Consider the following 21,264-nt stretch of genomic DNA (forward strand, 5'->3'; position numbering starts at 1 on the left):
TTGAGTGTACCATCAACTAGGGTGCGAAGTGCGGGGAGCATTGCTAAACCCATACCTTTGATGTAACCATAGTTACTAAAAAGATAATCAAATATTTCTAGCTTGGTAAGGTGCTACACCTTAGTGGACTAACTAAGCTGTTCTGCTTTTAATTTGGATAATGGATGCAAGCAAGATGCTTGCACTACAGTAATTTTTAATTGGTTCAAAATCCAGAAAACTACATTTTGATGTGTGGCTTTCCTCCACAATTTGTACCTTAATGCCCACAAATTTAGCTATTGCTGATAATTAATGTAGAGACGTTATATAGAACGTTTCTACATTAATTATCCAACAGGTGTAATTACCAATTATCAATCACCAATATTTTGAAGATGCTGTACGGCATAATCAGTTAAAGCTAAAGTTAATCTAGCCTGTTCAATTTCTGATAAAGTGACCCAATCTCGATGGTTATTTTCTAAATTATTCATCATGGTTATTAATATAGAAGATTCTTGACTACGCATAGAATAAGCAAAAGGACGAGCTAAAACTAATAAATCATCTGTATCTAAATTAGGTAGTAAACTTTGCACACATTCTACCAACTTCTCGCTAGTGGATTTTTCATAATTAGATTTTCCGTAATTAAATTTTTCATGAGTAGCCTTTTCCAGGGAAAATACTTGTGTGACTTTTTTCGCAATATTATTAATTAAATTACCAGGCACAGAAATAGTTAAAATTGTTTTGATAACTTCTTGCAAATAATTAACTGTTTTTTCATAAATTATATGTTCTTGCTGTGCTTCATTGCTAAATTGATCCCATAGAGAATCTAAAGTTTCATAAAACGATATTGACCTTGATTCTAAACCTATTTCTGATATATCTTCCCAGTTACATTGTAGTTCTATTTGTTGTTCTAAATTTTCAAAATATTCTTCTGCTGATTCATCATATATATTCCAAGGATAGGTTTCATCTTCTGGTTCTAGGAGGGTTGCTAATAACTCTAAATCTACGGAAGATGGCATAAGTTGTAAAGGATGTAATTGTTGAATATTAGTGATCATTTTTTTTCTCACAATTTACTTATTGGTCTTGTTCTGAGATACAAGTTGAAAAATCAGGTTTCCGCAAAATCATTACTGTGACAACATCTGATTTTGATAGCAGGTATAGATTTAATGTTCTTCGAGAATAAACTCCCAAATTTCACCTCTACTACTACTACCAAACATTAATTGCATTCCTGATTTTAATGGTACTTCTTCCCGGAAGACTTGTTGCCAACCATTGCCGGCTAAATACCAGGTTGTACCGTAGGTAGAGCAATCTTGTAGATAATAGGTAGAAGTAGTTTGATAATTATTCACCATATTGCGGCATAAAATTTCTGCGTGACGTTTGGAAATATAATTTTCAGGGATGACAATATCATTATCTTTGGTGCGACCGATACGAGTCACGCCAGAACGCAATAAACAAGTTTTGCCTCCCAAATTTAGGGATGATTTTCCCCGCCCCAAGCATCGCAAATATGCCGTTGTCCCTGGAGTAATGAGACTAGAAATGTCGGCATCTGGGAGTTCTGTAATACCTTCCTCCACACTTTTAATCAGTTCTGCATCAAAGTCGGGATGAAGATAAAGTACGGGTAAAGTCCAAGCAGGTTGATTGAACTTATACAATGTTAATAGTTCTTGTCTAGCGGCGGCTACTGCTTGATCTATGGATTTATGCGATCGCAAAGATTGAGCAAAACTCTGAATAAAACTATAACTTTCCTTATCAGCGATTTCATCACGCATTCCTAACACAGCAGGCACACCATGACGAATCAAAACCTCTGCTAAACTACTCCCAGTAATAGCCCGATCATTGTTTTCTGCTGGTCGCGCTCCCCAACAAGCATTAAACACTGCTAATTTTACACCTGCACGAGTCAACACCTGTGCTAATTCTAGGCCACTAATGTTACGCTGATTACCTAAAAACAATAACCCTCCATCTGGTGCCTGTAGTCCGTGGCCAGCATAGAAAAATACATTATATATGCCCTTTTCTAATTCCTGAGTTAATTCTTGGGGCGTAGGTTTAACTAAGGTTTTCACCGTGCAAGGTGCATAATTAGCAGTATTTTCACTCTTAGCAACTAGCAAGGTTTTCTCCAGTAATTGAGCTTCTTGATCCAGTTGTAATTTATGATCATCACCCAATACCAGCAGAATCTTTAAAGTTTTTTCTGTGCGTAATGTTGGTAACGGTTCAACTTGACTAGTGGTACGGCTAAAGAGAATTTCCTGAGAAAGAGATATAGCTGATGTTCCTGGTTCCCTTTGCATAATTTCCCAAGGTAAAGCGATTAAATCTGGATCTCTAATTTCTAAGCGCAAGTGTAGTTTTGTATGTTTGCCAATTGCTATACCGCAACTACGCTCCCAAATACTGAGAATTACACCCTCAAATACCCAATTCCATAGACTAATTCCCAAAGATTGCATCAGCCTACTACTATAAGGACTAGTATTGTTACTAGCTGTTAACATTGTTGATGTAGATGTTGATGCTAAGGAAGCAATTCCTTTAGCGGTTGTAGTTGCAAATAGCTGTTGCCATTCTTGCCAAACTTGATTAAGTTGAGCAGGAAATACACAGTCGCGCAAAACATAGCCACTGGGGTAGGGAGCTTTGACTACCCAAATGGCAAAGTTATTAGTTCCAGTATTAACTAAACGATCAATGGCCAAATTCAGGCAGAGCATGGGTTGAAAACACAGGTATTATAGAAGATATTAGCTAGTAGCTATCAGTTTTCTTGCTACAAGGATCAACAAGTTGAGTTTGATATTTTTTGATATATTAAACTATTTAGGGTTTGCTAAAAAAGTCTTTTCATCAGGATTAAAAGTTAATTTTGCTCAGGATTTATTTTTAATTAAACACGCAGCGATTGCGTCCCAATTCCTTAGCTTTATACAAAGCATCATCAACCCTTTTTAACATCACTTCATCATTACTATCCTCAGAACTATACACAGTCACACCAATACTCACAGTAACTTGCACAAAACCTGCACGAGTTTCTATCTTTAAATTGCGAATTCTACTACATAAACTTTCCCCTAGTTCTAGTGCACCATCTAAAGTTGTTCCAGGTAACACTGCTAAAAATTCCTCTCCCCCGCAACGCCCAATCATATCCACACTGCGTAAACAATTTCCCAAAAATATCGTTATTTCTTGTAATACCTGATCCCCTACTGGATTTCCATAGCTACGATTCACTGACTTAAAGTGATCAATATCCACCAATAATAACGAAAAAGTTTGATCATAAAGTTTATTTCTTTTAAATTCTTCTTGCAGTATTGATAAAATATGACGACGATTAAAAATGCCAGTTAATGGATCTGTATTAGCAATTTTTTTGAGTTTTTGGCTCAGGACTTTTTGTTTATTTAACGCTATCCTTAATTTTCTCTCAATTTGATTTCGTTCACTCACATCTCTTAAAGAAACAATAGAAACTTTTTTATCTAACCATTCTGCGTCCCCAACCGTAATTTCTGCTTTTCCTAACACCCCATTAGCACGAATAATATCCAATTCCGCTACTTTACCAACTACCACAGGAATCCCTAATTCATGATATAACAAATCATCAAAAGATTTATCAAACATTTGTAAGGCGGCCGGATTGACAAATTGCACTACACCATCATGATCAACTATTAAAATTCCATCTTTAATATAAGTGACAATAGTATTCAATTTATTCTCACTTTCCCGCAATTTCTTAGTTTGATATTTTAATTGAATATGAGTTTGTACCCTTGCTAATAACTCTGCTGTTCTAAAGGGTTTTGTTATATAATCAGCAGCACCTTTTTCAAATGCTTCTAATAAATGTTCTTCTTCATGACTAGCAGTTAAAAACAAAATTGGTATATGGGAATAATCAGAATTTCTTCTAATTTCTTCACATACCTCCAAACCACTCATTTCTGGCATTAATAAATCTAATAAAATTAAATCTGGCTGAATAGCTTTTAATCTTTGTAAGGCTTCTTTTCCACTTAAAGCATAAGTAATAGAATAACCTTTAGCTTCTAAGGTTGTTGCTAATACCTGAATATTTTGAATCAGATCATCAACAATTAAAACTGTGTAATTTTGGGGATTAAAAATATCTTTTTCCATTATTAATCAACTATATCATTATTTTTTTCATGGAGCATTTTTTCCAATCTTTTACTAATTTTGGGAAAACTAGCTACGGTATCTGATAAATACGCGAGATCAAAAGTATCAATTTGATTTTTAAGAGTAGTTGCATACTCTTGTAAATCAGGACAGTGATATTGGGTTCCCCAATCTTGTAATCTTATTGCAAAATTTCGCAATTGATCTATTAATAAAGTTTGATGGAGAGTTTGCCATACATTTACTTCTTCCTGCTCAAGTAATTCTATCAGTTTTGGTAACTTCTTTAGCGCTTCCTCTGTCATGACTGTTTCACAACTTTGTATATCCTGATTAGGTAAGGTAATTTGCGAGGGGAAAATTCGCTGTAATTCTTTCATTAGTTCTATTCTACTTACAGGTTTACGTAAAAATCCTTGTGCTAATGTTTGCAATTCTTCAAAATCCTGCTCTTGTATGGATGCTGTCACCATAATTACAGGTATATTTTTAGTTTTATCATTTGCGTGTAATTTTTTTAATACTGTTTGTCCGTCCATCTGCGGCATGACTAAATCTAGTAAAATCAAGTCTGGATGATGTTCTATTGCTAATTGTACTGCGCTTACTCCATTATCTACCATCATGATTTGGTGCGGTGTGGAGTTGAAATAGGCATGAAGTAAATCTCGGTTAGATTGTACATCATCCACTATCAGTATTTTTAATGATGGTACTTGGCTAAAGTTATAGCTGGCAATACTGTTTAATAAACTAATTGGGTTGTTTTTTGTTACTGTAATTTCTGGGAAAATGAGGTTAAATGTGCTACCTTTTCCTAATTCACTGATGACTTCTACTTTTCCTCCCATCATTTGCATCAGTCGACGCGTAATAGTTAAGCCTAATCCTGTACCCCCATATTTTCTATTACTTTGTCCTTGACTTTGACGAAAAGCATCAAATATTAACATTTGATCATTTTTGCTAATTCCTATACCTGTATCTACAATGGCAATTTCTAAATGTGCTTGGTTTTCAATTTGTAGATGCGTTTGGCTGTTGACTCTGATGGTAACACCACCTTTTTCGGTGAATTTAATGGCATTACCAACTACATTAACTAGTATCTGTCTCAATCTGACTTCATCTATATAAATATCACTGGGTATATTAGGATTAATATGTAAGTTTAAAAAGAGTCCTTTTTCTTTTGCTCTATGTATAAACATTTGTTGAATATCTTGTAAAAGCAAGGGTAAATTAACTGATTCATAATTCAGTTTCAGTTTACCTGCTTCTACCTTTGATAAATCTAATATGTCATTAATTAAGGTTAATAAGGTTCTACCATTAGTTTGAATTGCTTGTAAATAACTTTGAGCTAGATCATCTTTAACAAGACTTTGCAAAAGTTCAGAAAATCCCAAAATTGCATTCATGGGGGTACGAATTTCATGACTCATATTTGCTAGAAATTCGCTCTTGGTACGACTTGCGGCTGTTGCTTTTTCTGTAGCTGTTTCTAAGGCCAGGTTTTGTTGTGCAAGTTCTATTTGTCTTTTCTCTGCTTGATGTAATAGTTTAGCATGGGCGATCGCTATTCCTACTTGAGCAGCTACCGATTCTAACATCACTATATCTTCACTTGTCCAGTTTCTTTGGCGATCACATTGATGTAAACAGATTAATCCATTTAATTTTCCTTGGTATGATGTTCTAATTGCTAAAATTGATTTTAGTTGACTTTGATGAGAAACATTGATTGTGGGTACTAATAGAGGATGATTAAAAACATCATCTATAGCGATCGCTGTATCCTGTTGTATAATCTCCTCTAGTTGAGGATGACCAGCAATAGGTCCTAATAGTTCTTTAATAGATGGAAACCCACCACTTAAATATTCTGCTACTACAGGTAAAACTTTTTCTGCTTGGGCTTCATAGGTATGTAACAAACAACGATTCACAGCAAATGCTTCACCAATACGATTTGCTGAAGTTGTAAATATCTTACTTGGTTCTAAACTTTGTCTAATTTCATCGCTAATTTGTTTAAATAAACGTTCTCTTTGTACCTGTTGTTCTAGGAAACGTTCTGTATTTTTGCGATCGCTAATATCCACTAAATAACCTACACATTCCACTGGTTGTTGTTGTTTATCTCGCATTAATCGCAATTGAGCGAAAAACCAGCGATAGTCACCATTTGCACAACGTAGACGATACTCATAAGAATAACTATTATCATTTTGCAAGTTTTGTAATCCTGATACAACTTTTTCCCGATCTTCGGGATGAATATAATCATGCCAAAACTTATCTGCTTCTAAAAATGTTTGAGGTGGATAACCTAAAATAAGTTCTACATTATCACTAATAAAAGTAGCCTGATAATTACCATGAGGTTCACAACTAAATAAAATCGTCTGGCTAGAGTGCATTATTGACCGCAAGCGTTCTTCAGTTTTACGCAAAGCCATTTGAGCTTGTTTTAATTCAGTGATTTCGACAATGACACCGCTAATAGCCCGATAACCATCTGGCTGTTCTACTGGATAATAACTCACAATCCAATCTCTAACTACATTAGCATGAGCCGGAGTAATACCAGAAATCTCCTTATTGCTGACTGGCTTTCCTGTTTTGAGGACTTGTCGTAAAATTGGTTCAATTTCATCAGCTAAGTTTGGCAATACTTCGCGTACACTTTTACCTAAATGTTTTTCCACTGACAGACCATTGATTTCTGACATAGCCTGATTAACTCTGACAAATCGCAAATCATGATCATGGAGTACCAAACCCACAGGATTAGTGTTATATAGTTTTTCTAATTCTTCTGTACGTCTTTGTAATGCCTGTTGTACTTGTTTAATTTCATCAATATTTACAAAAGTAATTACAACACCATCCGCTTGTCCATCATCCCTCAAGTAAGGGTACAAACGCATCAACAAATGATGTCCAGTATGATTTAATTGTACTTCCTGTTCAATGGGACGTTCTGTTTCTACCACCTGTTTTAATAGTGGTAGTAAATTAGAACAATTCATGTTATGAGTAATATGTTGAATAGGTCTTTCTACATCAGTTTCTAATAAATTAATAGCCGGAGTTGCTGCGGGAGTAAATTTTCTAATTCGCAATTCTCTATCTAAGAAAATTACACCTATTTCACTACTTCTTAATAAATTATCCACATCATTAGATAATTCTAATAATTGTCTAATTTTCGTTTGATATTCAGTATTAACTGTATAGAGTTCTTCATTTACTGAATGTAATTCTTCATTGGTACTTTGTAATTCTTCATTGGAAGCTAATAATTCTTCATTAGTAGCTTGTTGTTCCTCATTAGTAGTTTCTAATTCTTCAATAGTAGCTTGTAAATTTTCCCGGGTTTGTTGTAATTCATATTCTAAATCAAGAATACGTTGTGTGGCTTCTGCATCCTGTTCAAACACTTCTGGCCGACTAGGGGGAACTTGACGCTCTTCATTTTCTATGATTAACATAAAAAAGTCAGCCATACGAGTATCACCAGTGTGATAGCTAACTTCTAAATTTACATTACGAATGCGATCGCCTTGATACAAATGAATATTACCATAGAGAACCTGTTTCCGTTCTCTTTTTGCCCGATGTAGAGCAGTATTAATAGGTAATTTTAAAGCATTAGGAACTAAATCTTCAATTGCCCTAGTCATTTGTCCTTCAGAAACCTGCATAATTTCTGCCGCATCTGTGACAACATGGAATAATTCCAAATCATCATTTACTAATAAACAAGTACAAAAACGCCGACGTGCAAACATACTAAAAGCAGCACTTAACACCGGATCAAATTGAGAAGTGCCGCGTCTAACTTGTTGACTGGGACGAGAAACCACAGGAGTAATATAATCTAAATTTTGATTAGCAATTGGTAAACGAATATTGCGACGTTTCTGATAAATTTTATTCTTTTCATAAATAGGACTAAATTCTTCAATTAATTCTCCTGGAGTTTCCGCAGCACCTAAAAATAAAATCCCTTTGTGCATTAATGAAAAATGTAACATTCTCATCACGTGCTGTTGTAAAATGGGCTGCATATAAATTAAAACATTGCGACAACTAATTAAGTGCATCCTGGTAAAACCAGCATTTTTAGCTAAATTATGGGGGGCAAAAATAATCATTTCTCGTAATGCTCTGGAAACGTGAAAATTGCGATTACGGAATGTAAAATATTGTTCTAACCTTTGCCGAGAAATATCAATAGCTATACTTTCGGGATAAATACCTTCGGATGCTTTTGTTAATGCAGCAGCATCAATATCTGTAGCAAAAATTTTCACACTCAAATGTTTTCCCAAACGTTTAATTACCTCATCAATTAAAATGGCCATGGAATAGGCTTCTTCCCCAGTAGCACAAGCTGTTACCCAAACCCGCAATTGTTGACCATTTTCTAAAGGACTAATTAATTCTGGTAACACCTCTAAATCTAAATATTCCCATGCTTCGGAATCACGAAAAAATCTCGTAACACCAATCATCAAATCATCTCTTAATAATGCTCTTTCTTCATGGGAAACTGTCAAATGTTGAATATAATCTTCTAAAAGGTTATAACCACTTAAAGAACAGCGACGGTAAATACGACGACTTAATGTACTAGGCTTATAATAGGAGAAATCTAGTTTTTCATATTGGTTAAGAATGGAAATAATAGTTCTTAATTTTTCTGATTCTAATTCTGGTAATAAAGATTCATTTTGGGTAGCACCTTGACGCTGCATTTGGATAATTTCATAAATGGTTCTAGCCATTTCCGCCGGGGGCAATACTTGGTCTACTATACCAGTAGCGATCGCACTTTGGGGCATTCCATCAAATTCTGCTGTGCCAGGAGACTGTACAAAGGTTAAACCTCCTGCTTCGCTAATACTTTGTAAACCTCTTGTACCATCACTTCCTGTCCCAGATAGGATTATACCCATCCCTTGTTCCCCTTTTTCTTTAGCTAGGGAATCCAGAAAAATATCAATGGGAAAATTCGGTTGTTGTCGCGGAGATTCACTTTGCTGAATTAATTCTAAAGTTCCATCTTTGACAATTAAATTATTTTGCGGCGTAATCAAATATACTATATTAGACTCAATTTCCATACCATTTTGGACTCGTTTTACAGTCATCCGAGTCCGTCTTTCTAATAATTCTTTCATCAAACTTTTAAAGTCTGGAGATAAATGTTGTACTACTACAAAAGCAGCACCACTATCTGCTGGCATATTATCAAAAAATTCTTCCAGTGCTCTTAAACCACCTGCGGAAGCACCGATACCAACTACAAAACAACTACTTTTATTCGTCTCAGACATAATCTATGATTCCTTTTAACCAACTCACAATGAATAGATACAGAAAAGTTATCAATAAAATTATTAATAAGATTATAAATTATAGTAAATTATAGTAATATTAAAAAATTATTAATTATTAAAATACAGAAATTATAGCAACAGACGTATAAGACATTGTATTTTAATTCAAAGATAACAGGGAACAGACAATAGAAAAATGTCCTGACAATTGTGGCTACTGCTATATATAGAAAATGCTATAAAAACTATATAGCAACTATTCAGTCTTCATATTTATTAGCTAATTGCTATCAATTAATTTCTCTTCTACCTTCTAAAGCCCTTGCTAAAGTTAATTCATCAGCATATTCTAAGTCACCACCCACTGGTAAACCAAAAGCAATACGAGTTACTTTAGTAAAAGGTTTTAGTAATTGACTAATATACAATGTTGTGGTTTCACCTTCTACACTAGGACTAATTGCTAAAATGACTTCCAATGGTTTTTGATGACTCACTCTTCTTACCAATGCTTGAACATTTAGCTGTTCTGGACCAATACCATCCATCGGCGAAATAACACCGCCTAAAACGTGATATTTACCCTTATATTCGCGGGTTTTTTCTAAGGCAATCACATCACGAGAATCAGCCACTACGCAAATAGTTGTATTATCCCGTTGGGGATGACGGCAAATTTCACATACTGGTTCAGAGGACAGATGAAAGCACACTTGACATAAACCCACTTGTTGTTTTGCTTCTATTAAAGCCTGGGCTAATGCTTCCACTTCTGATTCTGGACGCTTTAAAATATATAAAGCTAACCTTTGGGCGGTTTTGGGACCTACTCCTGGTAAACGTTGCAATTGTTCTATTAATCTAGCTAGAGGACGTGCGTACAGCGTAGTTTTATCTCCTGATATTGTGATTAGTTTATGATTAAATTATGCCATATCAATTTCAATATACGAAAAACTAGAGAATGCCCAGGTCTACCTATTCTATCCTCAGTGCTAAATATAATATAATATACAAAATATACGTAATTAACCTAATGTATCAGCTACGCTGGCTACACAGTAAGCCATTGGTTATGTACTTTATGTTGCTAGTTTTTAACCTATACACATCTATGGTTTTTGTTTCCACTAGTACAGCTTGGCATCAATAAAGCAACCCTTCTAAATCCTCCAAAAGTCTATACTGTCTTCGTTTTGACTTTTGAAGGCATGACTTTTGACTTCCGCCCTGCGGTACTAGGTACTTGTCTATAATATCTAAAATTATCTAAAATAATTATGGCAGAATACACCTTTGAGAGGATCAAAAATGCTATATCATTTAGACTTTCTTGTCGAATACCCTGATAATATGAACCAGCAAGAACTATTTACTATTTGGAGTGAAGAAGCTGATACTGCAATAGCAGCTAAACAAGCGGGAATTGTAGTAGACTTATGGAAATGTATTGGTACTCGTCGGGTAATAGTTATTGTTGATGTTCCTACCCCTGATACTCTTGATCAAATTCTTCTGGATTTACCAATTATGAAGAAAAATGGCCAAAATGTTCATGTAGAAGTCACTCCTTTAAGAAAATACGAAGATTTTGCTGCTGACGTTAAAGCTAGACTAAATTAAGAATAAGAACTTATTACTTTTATCCAAGATTCTCAACCTTTTTTAAGTCTTTTAAATATGGAGAATCTTGGTTTTTTATACTTTAAATATGTGAATAATATGAAAAATTACTACTTTAGATATATATTCATATTTTAGCAACTAAAACTCCTGACAGAGATAAGCAACTTTTGATTTTGTTAAATATATAATTAATTGGTAACTAAATTATCAGAAGGAAGAGTTTATAAGTATATAGTCTCTAAATATAGTTTCTAATTTGATGATCAGTTGTCACAATTCAAGTGAATCTTAGGTTTCAAATCACGGACATTGAATTACCAGCAGATATCTAATACTTAGACTTTACCAACATCCTGTTAGGGATGAAAACCTGCTTCTGTCGCTGATTAGATTGATAACCATTATATAAGTAAGGAAAATAATATGTATAGATTGCAGGTATGCAAAAACATCTTGATATTGCAAAATAGCACAAAAAACATTAATGTCAGCAATGAAGAACATGATCAACAAAATTATCAACAAGAAGAAGTGGGAAATTATGATATTAATCTACCAGAATTGACATTATATTTAAGTCCTTTAGGTGTAGTTATTCTCTGGACTATTGTATTAATAATTTTGCAAAGATTCCGGAATAATCATGACAATAAAAACTGTGTTAAAAATGATATTTACCATAAATTACCATGCAAAAAATGTCTGTTTTTCACAAATAATCATTATTTAAAATGTGCTGTTAATCCTAAAATTGTCTTAACAGAAGAAGCTATAAATTGTTGTGAGTTTGCGCCCAAAAAGGAGAAATTTACTGATAAAATTCGCCAGAGTTTGTGGAAATAGTTATAAGTGACATTAGTTTATGTTATAATTTGGCGATCGCCATACTATCCAGGAACTAGATACCGGACTTTTTTCAAAAATCAGGTATCTGAATATACAAATATGAACCAAACTGCTATCAATGTCATCGCTATTTCTATTTTTTTAATGACAATTTCCACGTTATTAGGACCATTAATACATCTTTCTCCTACGATTCCAGCTTTAGCAACTGTGACATTTTTAGGAATAGCAACTTTAGATAGTTTTAGCTTTCAAGGTAAGGGAGGAACAATAATTTTAGATTGGTTATCTAGGTTTTCTCCTAACTATCAAGAACGCATTATACATCACGAAGCTGGCCATTTTCTAGTCGCTCATTTGTTAGGATTTACTATTAGTGATTATACGTTAACTGCTTGGGATGCTTGGAAAAAAGGGCAACCAGGGCAGGGTGGTGTTATTTTAGTAGATCAAGAAATAGAAAAACAAATCCAAACTGGTAAAATTTCTGCTCACGTTGTAGATTGTTATTGTACTATTTGGATGGCTGGTATTGCTGCGGAAATTTTAGTTTTTAACTCTGCAGAAGGTGGAAATGATGATCAAACTAAATTAAGGGAAATTCTCCAAGTTTTAGGATTTTCAGAAACATCTTATCAGCAAAAACAACGTTTTCATTTTCTCCAAGCTAAAAATCTCATCCAGGCAAATTGGTTGAGTTATCAAGATTTAGTGATAGCTATGAAACAAGGTGCTACGGTATCAGAATGTTTGCAAACTATCTTGAGTAAGAGGATTTTTTAAAAGTTTTTAATCTATGAATAAACCTCTTTGGTAAACCTCTCCCGTGTTGGGGAGAGGTTTTTAAACTCCGATTCCAGCTAAAAAAAGTTTTTCCGCTTCCCTCTCTTCTTAGGAGAGAGTTAGGTTTTTTTATAAATGGTAAGTGCTATATAAAACCTAGATAAAGATAGACATTATTTTTTAATAAATATACAAAGTGCATCAAAATGAATAAATTATGTGAATACACGGATTGTTTATATCTAACGCGCTCTAGTAATGTCCCAGTTGCTTCACTCATCTGCAATACTAGAAAGGAGATGATTTGATGATTTTGCAAATTTCCGGCTAAAGCAGTGGGAAAATAGCAATAGATACTATTATTTTTTTGTAAACTCTCATGTCTTCCAATCTCAAATACCTAAGCGGTAACGATATCCGTCAAATTTTTCTCGACTTTTACTCACAACGACAACATCAAATTCTTCCCAGTGCTTCCTTAGTTCCTGAAGATCCCACAGTATTATTAACCATTGCGGGAATGTTACCATTTAAACCCATATTTTTAGGACAACGGACACCAGAGTATAAACGTGCTACAACTTCGCAGAAATGTATTAGAACAAACGATATTGAGAATGTAGGACGTACTAAGAGACATCATACATTTTTTGAGATGTTGGGTAACTTTAGCTTTGGTGATTATTTCAAAGAACAGGCGATCGCTTGGGGATGGGAACTATCTACGAAAGTATTCGGTTTTTCTCCGCAAAATCTCGTTGTTAGCGTCTTTGAAGAAGATGATGAGGCTTACACAATTTGGCGCGATAAAATCGGTGTCAGCGAAAAACGCATCAAACGCATGGGGGAAGATGATAACTTCTGGGTTTCTGGTCCCACTGGTCCTTGTGGTCCTTGTTCAGAAATTTATTATGACTTTCATCCAGAACAAGGCGAAGATCATATAGATTTAGAAGATGATAACCGGTTTATTGAGTTTTATAACTTAGTATTTATGCAATATAATCGGGATGCGTCAGGAAATTTAACCCCATTACAAAATAAGAACATTGACACAGGAATGGGTTTAGAAAGAATGGCACAAATTCTACAAAATAAACCTAACAATTATGAAACAGATTTGATTTTTCCCATCATAGAAACTGCGGCCAAAATTGCTAATATTAATTATCATGAAAGTGATGAAAATACCAAAGTTTCCTTAAAAGTAATTGGTGATCATGTACGTTCTGTAGTTCACATGATAGCGGATGAAATTCGCGCTTCTAATGTGGGTAGAGGTTACGTTTTACGGCGTTTAATTCGTCGGGTAGTTAGACATGGAAGACTAATAGGAATTAGCGGAGAATTTATCAACCAAGTTGCAGAAACTGCCATTTCTCTTTCTGAAAATGTTTATCCAAATTTACGTACTAGAGAAACAGTAATTAAAGCTGAATTACAAAGAGAAGAAAGTAACTTCTTAAAAACCTTAGATAGAGGTGAAAAACTATTAGCAGAAATCATGGCAAATGTCAAGGAAACAGGTGAAACTGTCATTAATGGAGAAAGTGCATTTACCTTATATGATACCTTTGGTTTTCCCTTAGAATTAACTCAAGAAGTGGCCGAAGAAAATCATTTAACTGTGGATGTTGATGGTTTTAATGTGGAAATGCAAAAACAGGTAGAACGGGCAAAAGCAGCACACGAAACTATTGATTTAACAGTCCAAGGTTCATTAGATAAATTAGCAGAACATATTCATTCTACCCAATTTATTGGTTATCATGAATTAGCAACCACAGCAAAGGTTGAAGTATTGTTAGTTAATGGTATTTCCCAAGAAACAGCAGAAGCAGGAACAGCAGTACAAATTGTCTTAGATAAAACGCCATTTTATGCTGAATCTGGAGGACAAATAGGAGATAAAGGATATATTGCGGGAGATGGGGTTTTAATCAGAATTGAAGATGTGAAAAAAGAATCTGATTTCTTTATTCATTTCGGATATGTGGAACGGGGTACAATTAGAATTGGTGACAATATTAACGCCCAAATTGATCGGGGTTGTCGTCGTCGTTCCCAAGCTAACCATTCCGCCACACATTTATTACAAGCAGCATTGAAAAAAGTGGTTGATGAAGGAATTTCTCAAGCAGGTTCATTAGTTTCTTTTGAAAGATTGAGATTTGATTTTAACTGTCCTCGTGCATTAACTATGGAAGAAGTTCAAGCGGTGGAAGATTTAGTAAATACTTGGATTTCGGAAGCGCATTCTGCCACAATTGAAGTGTTACCCATAGCGGAAGCAAAAGCTAAAGGTGCGGTGGCCATGTTTGGAGAAAAATATGGTGATGAAGTGCGCGTGATAGATTTTCCTGGTGTTTCTATGGAATTATGTGGGGGAACTCATGTTAATAATACTGCGGAAATTGGCGTTTTCAAAATTATAGCTGAAGCGGGAGTTGCATCAGGAGTCAGAAGAATAGAAGCGGTATCTGGTGCGGCGGTTTTAGATTATTTGAATGTGCGTGATAAAGTAGTAAAAGATTTGAGCGATCGCTTTAAAGTTAAACCGGAAGAAATACCGGACAGAATTACCACATTACAAACCGAACTTCGCAACAATGAAAAAACAATTGAAAGCCTAAAATCCCAGTTAGCAATAGTGAAATCTGACAGCTTATTACAGACTGTGGAAATGATAGGAGAACATAGAATAATTGTGGCACAAATGGAAGATGTAGATGCAGAATCATTAAAAAATGCCGCAGAAAGATTACTGCAAAAAATTAGTAATGGTGCAGTGGTTTTAGGTTCAATTCCCGAAGCAGGAAAAGTGAGTATAGTTGCTGCTTTTAGTGCGGAAGTGAATCAGAAAGGTTTACAAGCTGGAAAATTTGTAGGTAATGTAGCGAAAATTTGTGGTGGAGGAGGTGGAGGAAGACCGAATTTAGCCCAAGCTGGGGGTAGAGATGCAAGTAAGTTACCGGAGGCTTTGGAGACTGCGAAAAATGATTTATTAGCAGCGTTGAAATAGGATTTAGATCCCCGATTTTTTAACAGAAGTCGGGGATTTATTTAATTACTACTGTAGAATGTGACATAAAAGGTACATGATGAAAAAATATAATCAGCATTGGGTTCCTAGATCAATTCTACGGAACTTCACACGGTATCTGATATAATAAATTTAGTCATTATTTCTCTGTTATCTTCATTTAACAAACCATGCTAAAAAGTGTAAAAATAGAGAACTTTCGAGGTTTCAAATCCTTTGAAATTCAGCAATTAGGCAGAATTAACTTACTAGTTGGTGAAAATAATAGCGGTAAAACTTCCATACTAGAAGCTATTCAACTTTTATGTTCACGAACTAATCTTGAACCTCTCGGCGAAATAATGATTAACCGAGGTGAGTATTTTTGGAGTGATGATCCAAGAGAAGAACGTGAACTTAATATTTCTCATTTATTTTATGATCATCAATTTAATATAGATAGTCAATTTTCTATTTCAGGAATTAACGACAATATTAAAGAAGAGTTTTCTGTGAATATAGGAAACCGAAAGTTACATATTGATGCTGATTTAGAAGAACTAGATGATTTGGATGAAGAAGTTAAAAGAGAACTGATTGAAGGATTATCCAGTAATCTAAAAAGCCTGAACTTCAGAGTAGTTTGGAATAGAGAAAATGAAGCTAAAGAAATTGTAAATATGCCTTTATTAGATAATAATTGCTTATCTTTAAGATTTATTAAACGTTCTAGTCGAGACAAAAAAAATCAATTCTCTAGGACTATATTTGTCAATTCTTTTTCTTTAACTACCACAAGTATGAAAGAATTATTTGAAGAAGTTGTATTAACTCCTGAAGAAGAACTGGCAACAGAAGCTCTTAAAATTATTGATCCAAAAATTGAACGTATTGCTCCAGCAAATGTTCAAAAAACTAGTCAGATGGCGAGATTACGCTCTGCTGCTGATTCACATACTGGTTTTTTTGTGCGTCTTAGTGATAAAAAACAGCGTGTACCTATTAGCAGTATGGGAGATGGTATTTGGCGAATTTTAGGACTCGCATTAGCAATAGTATCAGCTAAAGATGGTTATTTATTTGTAGATGAAATAGATACTGGACTTCATTTTACTACAATGTCTGGTATGTGGAAAATGATTTGGGATACAGCCAAAAGATTAAATGTCCAAGTTTTTGCAACTACACATAGTAATGATTGTTGGCAGAGTTTAGCTGACATTGCAAAAACAGAGAATGTAACTGATGATGGTATTAGGATTCACAGAATTGAGAAAGATCAAAAAAACAGTATTATCTTTGATGAATCTGAAATTGTCATTGCGGCGGAAGAAAATATTGAGGTGCGGTAGTAATGGCAAATAATGATAAATCTAAAGTTCTTATTGTTAATAAAAAACTAATTGTTGAAGGTGAACAAGATAAAAGAGTTATTCCAGAACTTATGGAAGCTAATGGAGTTCCTTGGCTACAAGGTAAAGAACCAGTCTATATTCAATCTTATGGAAGTGATGGATTTATTGATCATAAAAAAATATCTACAAGATTGAAAGAAAGCGGATTAACTCACTTAGGTTTAATAATAGATGCAGATGAAAATCCTCAAGATCGTTGGCAAAGTATCAGAAATGCTTGTTTAAAGGTAGAAATAATACAAAAAAGCATAGATAATTTTCCTGAAGAAATGCCAGAAACAGGACTAATTATTAATATGATTAATCAGCAAAAATTCGGTGTTTGGATGATGCCAGATAATCAAAATAGAGGAATGTTAGAAACATTTTTAGCTTACATGATTAAAGACGAAAGTGAACCTCTTTGGCAATATGCACAGGAAGTAGTAACAGAAGCAAAGATTAAAGGTGCAGAATTTATAGATGAACATATTGATAAAGCCTATATTTATTCCTGGTTAGCTTGGCAAAAACCCCCAGGAAGACAATTACATAATGCTATTCAGGAGGAAATTCTAAATCCACAACATCCTAAAGCACAAATATTTGTTAAATGGTTTAAGGATTTGTATGATTTGTAATCTCAAAATTTAATTGATACAGCACATTCCATCTACATAAAGTACACTATGAACACAGCAAGATGCCTGTGTTACAAGGGTTTTATCATTAACATCTGTACCTCATAATAACGGAAACTGCTGTATGAACCTGATAACAAAATTAAATCCCCGACTTCTTCAATAAATCAGGAATCTCACTCTTATATAACTCACACCAAACCACGTAAAAATGAAAATAACCAACCGGGAATAATTACATCAGGAATTAACCAACTATATTTTCTTAAAAAAGGTATTGCCATAGTGAAAATAAACCGTAAAGAACGCAATGAAACTGGACAATTACCATTTTCATCTACTATGTGATATTTCTTAGCAACTTCTGCTACAACTTGTATTTTACCTGTATATTTGATAATATCAGGATCAGATGCTAATGCAGCGATCGCTCTCCCAGTAAATAACGGTGTTTCCCAATTATAACCATCACCAAATAATGAGGAATTACCATTTTCTAAACTCTGTTCCTGGGCAAAATTTGTAATATGTTCTGTACCTACAATACCAGGATAAATAGCTAAAGAACTGACACCATAAGGTTTTAATTCTATGGCCATATCTGCTGCTAATCTGTCACAAGCACTTTTTCCCACACCATAAGGTACATTAAAAATATAGGACATTCCACCCCAGGAAGAAATAGTAAAAATTATCCCCTCTTGGCGTTTTGTCATCATTCTTGCGGCATAAACACTAGCTACATAATGACTTCTTAAACCCACATTATTAGCAGCATCCCAAAAATTAGGTTCACATTCCCAAAATCGTTTACCAAATTCATTTCTTAACCTTTGCACTCCACCATAGACATTATTAACTAAAATATCTAATTGACCATTTTGTTCTCTCTCAATACGTGCAAAAAGTTCTTTTATTTCCTCATCATTACTATGATCAACCTGTACAGAAATACAAACTCCACCCGCTTCTATAATTGCCGTTTCAGTTTCTTGTAAACTACCACCAATAGCATCATTATTATTAGCTACTAAAGTCCGTCCTGTAATATATACCGTAGCCCCAGCTTCTCCCAAAGCTATGGCAATTCCTTTACCAATTCCTCTAGTAGCACCTGTGACTAAGGCAATTTTTCCCACAAGATTTTTGTTCATTTTATGATAATAAATTTTGTATTTATCAGATAGAATTATAACATTAACTTACCCCTTTGTCAACAACCATGAAATCAAATCTTAATCACATCAGAGTAATAATTAAAAATATAATATTAGCAGAAGCATCAATTATAGGAATCAATATTCCTACAACTTAAAAATCGCCTGCTTCCACTACTTTATGTACATAATTAAAGATTTATTCTTTAACAAATATCTCTAATTCTTCTCTGATAGATAATGGTTCATATCCTAAATTAAAGGCTTTTTCACTATGCAAGGAAACATCTTTTGGCCTTGGCGCTGCCATTTTTACCTCTGACTGTAAACAGGATTTTAATTTATCTCCAGGAAGTTGCAATACTTCGACTAATATTTTCCCAAAATCATAACGCGAAATACGTTCTTTTCCTCCTAAATGAATTATTCCCTGCACTTTTTCTAGTGCTAATAATAACCCTTTTGCTGCTGTATTGGCACTAACTGGAGTGCGAAATTCATCTGTAAATAAATTCAGTTCTTGTCCATTTTTTAATATCTCTATAAATGGCTGAATAAAACTTTTTGCTGTGGGTGTTTGATTGCCAAACATTAACGGCATTCTACAAATTGTGGCTGAAGGGTATATATTTAATATTCCTATTTCTGCCGCTACTTTTTGTTCTCCATAAATATTTACAGGTGATACTTTATCTGTTTCTTGATAAGGTGGGTTTAAACCATCAAATACTAAATCTGTTGATGTAAATACTAGTGGTATAGAATTATCTGCACAAAGTCCTGCTATATTACAAGATGCAGTAACATTAATTTTATAAGATTCTTCGCGGTTTAGTTGACAGTAATTAGGTTGAGATTTGGCTGCTAAATGAATCACTGCATCAGGTTGTATCTCCTGAAATAATGTTGTTAATTGTGCCAAGTTTGTTAAATCATTTTTAATGATTTTAGTTCCACAAATGTCTATTAATTTATGGGCATAAGTACCGTAAATTTCCCATTCTTCTCGGTTGATTATCTGGCAGAGGTGCCACCCTAAAAATCCACTTACACCTGTAACTAAGAGTTTTTTCATATTACGCTGAATTTATTGTAATAGTTCCTGAAACTGTTTTTCATTTCTAATTTTATCAAAATCTGAGTCTGTTCTTGCTAGTTTTTTGTATTTTTTTGGCAGAAGTTCAATAGCTTGTTTTAAGTTTTCTATCGCTAATTCTACATTATTTTGTAGAGCATAATTACAAGCCTTATTATAATAGGCTTGATGTAAATTAGGTGTAATAACTAAGGCTTGATTATAGGATGCTAACGCTTCTTGATAACGTTGTAATCTGGTTAAAGCAATTCCTTTATTAATCCAAGCCTCCGATTTATTTGGTTCAATAGCGATCGCTTGTTGATATGATTTTACTGCTTCTTGATAACGCCGTAAAGCTGTTAACGCATTACCTTTATTATACCAGGCTTCATCTTTATTTGGTTTGAGAGCGATCGCCTTATTATAAGACTCCAAAGCCTCTGCATATTTCCGTAAAGCTATTAAGGCATTTCCTCGATTTACCCAAGTTTCTTCACTATCATTTTTAATAGCTATGACTTGATCATAAACTAATAAAGCTTCCTGATAACGATGGGTATCTAATAATGTATTACCCTGGATTAATAAGTTCTCTGCTTTTTGACTGTCTTGTGCTTCTGTTAATAACTGATTTACATTATTTTGTTGTACAATTTCTTGGGCATTTTCTTCAGAAGAATTGACCCAACCATTACAACCAACTGTGAGAAAACTAATTAATCCGCAGGCAATTAAGCACCGCCAAATTACCATATTGCACCTACAAATTTTGACAAATTTTAGATTTTTATTAGATGTTGATCATAGAACAAATTGAGATAGGCAATTCGTATCTAAAACAACCCTTTTTTTACTAATTGTTTTTTGATTATTTAAAGTCTACATAAAGTTTATGAAAATTTTTCTCGAACATAAATTTCACATACTATACCATATTAAGGGTCAATAAATCAAATGATCTGATATAGAGAATTAGAGATTTATTACACCTACAAATAGGTTGACATCATAATAAGCGAACTTTACCCCAGATAATTGCTAATTATAGCAATTAGTTATAGCAATATCAGAGAAATTTATATTTGTTAGCAGAAATTTTGGCATCTTGGCAAAAAATGTAAAATCTAGTAAAATCTACCAGTAGAAATATCAATATTAAAAAACAAGTAAAA

Annotated in this window: 14 protein-coding genes; 6 read left to right on the forward strand and 8 right to left on the reverse strand. The window is 34.0% G+C overall.

Features of this window, described 5'->3' with window-relative positions:
- Positions 1-356: 356 nt before the first annotated feature.
- From H6F32_RS06825 to recR, 5 genes are all read right to left on the reverse strand, one after another.
- Entirely contained in the window at positions 357-1,061 is a 705-nt protein-coding gene (locus H6F32_RS06825; RefSeq protein ID WP_190368581.1) for a hypothetical protein, read from the reverse strand.
- Positions 1,062-1,172: 111 nt separating this feature from the next.
- On the reverse strand, positions 1,173-2,753 hold the full coding sequence (locus H6F32_RS06830; RefSeq protein WP_190368582.1) for a CHAT domain-containing protein: 1,581 nt from the start codon (positions 2,751-2,753) through the stop codon (positions 1,173-1,175).
- A 169-nt stretch (positions 2,754-2,922) separates the two neighbouring features.
- Positions 2,923-4,191: a diguanylate cyclase gene (locus H6F32_RS06835; RefSeq protein ID WP_190368583.1), complete on the reverse strand. Its 1,269-nt coding sequence runs from the start codon at positions 4,189-4,191 to the stop codon at positions 2,923-2,925.
- Between the two features lie 2 nt (positions 4,192-4,193).
- Positions 4,194-9,542 carry a chemotaxis protein CheB gene (locus H6F32_RS06840; RefSeq protein ID WP_190368584.1) on the reverse strand — a complete coding sequence of 1,783 codons (5,349 nt, stop codon included), beginning with the start codon at positions 9,540-9,542 and terminating at the stop codon, positions 4,194-4,196.
- 293 nt (positions 9,543-9,835) lie between these two features.
- Complete coding sequence (gene recR / locus H6F32_RS06845) at positions 9,836-10,429, reverse strand: recombination mediator RecR (protein ID WP_199294504.1); 594 nt, start codon at positions 10,427-10,429, stop codon at positions 9,836-9,838.
- A gap of 427 nt (positions 10,430-10,856) precedes the next feature.
- Here recR and H6F32_RS06850 point away from each other — a divergent pair, with 427 nt between their 5' ends.
- From H6F32_RS06850 to H6F32_RS06875, 6 genes are all read left to right on the forward strand, one after another.
- The gene (locus tag H6F32_RS06850) at positions 10,857-11,168 is read left to right on the forward strand and encodes a muconolactone Delta-isomerase (RefSeq protein WP_190368585.1); all 312 of its coding nucleotides are present in this window, start codon (positions 10,857-10,859) and stop codon (positions 11,166-11,168) included.
- A 426-nt stretch (positions 11,169-11,594) separates the two neighbouring features.
- Entirely contained in the window at positions 11,595-12,014 is a 420-nt protein-coding gene (locus tag H6F32_RS06855) for a hypothetical protein (protein ID WP_190368586.1), read from the forward strand.
- A gap of 102 nt (positions 12,015-12,116) precedes the next feature.
- Entirely contained in the window at positions 12,117-12,800 is a 684-nt protein-coding gene (locus tag H6F32_RS06860) for an ATP-dependent Zn protease (protein ID WP_190368640.1), read from the forward strand.
- A 379-nt stretch (positions 12,801-13,179) separates the two neighbouring features.
- Entirely contained in the window at positions 13,180-15,822 is a 2,643-nt protein-coding gene (gene alaS / locus H6F32_RS06865) for an alanine--tRNA ligase (RefSeq protein WP_190368587.1), read from the forward strand.
- A gap of 191 nt (positions 15,823-16,013) precedes the next feature.
- Complete coding sequence (locus H6F32_RS06870; RefSeq protein ID WP_190368588.1) at positions 16,014-17,174, forward strand: ATP/GTP-binding protein; 1,161 nt, start codon at positions 16,014-16,016, stop codon at positions 17,172-17,174.
- A 2-nt stretch (positions 17,175-17,176) separates the two neighbouring features.
- Complete coding sequence (locus tag H6F32_RS06875; RefSeq protein WP_190368589.1) at positions 17,177-17,857, forward strand: DUF3226 domain-containing protein; 681 nt, start codon at positions 17,177-17,179, stop codon at positions 17,855-17,857.
- Positions 17,858-18,048: 191 nt separating this feature from the next.
- Here H6F32_RS06875 and H6F32_RS06880 read toward each other — a convergent pair whose 3' ends face one another.
- The 3 genes from H6F32_RS06880 to H6F32_RS06890 form a co-directional block, all read right to left on the reverse strand.
- Positions 18,049-19,011 carry an SDR family NAD(P)-dependent oxidoreductase gene (locus H6F32_RS06880; RefSeq protein WP_190368590.1) on the reverse strand — a complete coding sequence of 321 codons (963 nt, stop codon included), beginning with the start codon at positions 19,009-19,011 and terminating at the stop codon, positions 18,049-18,051.
- Between the two features lie 202 nt (positions 19,012-19,213).
- Entirely contained in the window at positions 19,214-20,089 is an 876-nt protein-coding gene (locus H6F32_RS06885) for an NAD(P)-dependent oxidoreductase (RefSeq protein WP_190368591.1), read from the reverse strand.
- A gap of 12 nt (positions 20,090-20,101) precedes the next feature.
- Positions 20,102-20,845, reverse strand: a complete 744-nt coding sequence (locus H6F32_RS06890) for a tetratricopeptide repeat protein (protein ID WP_190368592.1) — start codon at positions 20,843-20,845, stop codon at positions 20,102-20,104.
- Positions 20,846-21,264 lie beyond the last annotated feature (419 nt).

Origin of the sequence: Anabaena sp. FACHB-1237 (assembly GCF_014696225.1) — a bacterium.
Lineage (GTDB): Bacteria > Cyanobacteriota > Cyanobacteriia > Cyanobacteriales > Nostocaceae > FACHB-1237.

Bases quoted from the DNA above. Each gene is read 5' to 3' on its own strand.
- H6F32_RS06825 (WP_190368581.1), bottom strand. From the start codon at position 1,061: ATGATCACTAATATTCAACAATTACATCCTTTACAACTTATGCCATCT.
- H6F32_RS06830 (WP_190368582.1), bottom strand. From the start codon at position 2,753: ATGCTCTGCCTGAATTTGGCCATTGATCGTTTAGTTAATACTGGAACT.
- H6F32_RS06835 (WP_190368583.1), bottom strand. From the start codon at position 4,191: ATGGAAAAAGATATTTTTAATCCCCAAAATTACACAGTTTTAATTGTT.
- H6F32_RS06840 (WP_190368584.1), bottom strand. From the start codon at position 9,542: ATGTCTGAGACGAATAAAAGTAGTTGTTTTGTAGTTGGTATCGGTGCT.
- H6F32_RS06850 (WP_190368585.1), top strand. From the start codon at position 10,857: ATGCTATATCATTTAGACTTTCTTGTCGAATACCCTGATAATATGAAC.
- H6F32_RS06855 (WP_190368586.1), top strand. From the start codon at position 11,595: ATGTATAGATTGCAGGTATGCAAAAACATCTTGATATTGCAAAATAGC.
- H6F32_RS06860 (WP_190368640.1), top strand. From the start codon at position 12,117: ATGAACCAAACTGCTATCAATGTCATCGCTATTTCTATTTTTTTAATG.
- alaS (WP_190368587.1), top strand. From the start codon at position 13,180: ATGTCTTCCAATCTCAAATACCTAAGCGGTAACGATATCCGTCAAATT.
- H6F32_RS06870 (WP_190368588.1), top strand. From the start codon at position 16,014: ATGCTAAAAAGTGTAAAAATAGAGAACTTTCGAGGTTTCAAATCCTTT.
- H6F32_RS06875 (WP_190368589.1), top strand. From the start codon at position 17,177: ATGGCAAATAATGATAAATCTAAAGTTCTTATTGTTAATAAAAAACTA.
- H6F32_RS06880 (WP_190368590.1), bottom strand. From the start codon at position 19,011: ATGAACAAAAATCTTGTGGGAAAAATTGCCTTAGTCACAGGTGCTACT.
- H6F32_RS06885 (WP_190368591.1), bottom strand. From the start codon at position 20,089: ATGAAAAAACTCTTAGTTACAGGTGTAAGTGGATTTTTAGGGTGGCAC.
- H6F32_RS06890 (WP_190368592.1), bottom strand. From the start codon at position 20,845: ATGGTAATTTGGCGGTGCTTAATTGCCTGCGGATTAATTAGTTTTCTC.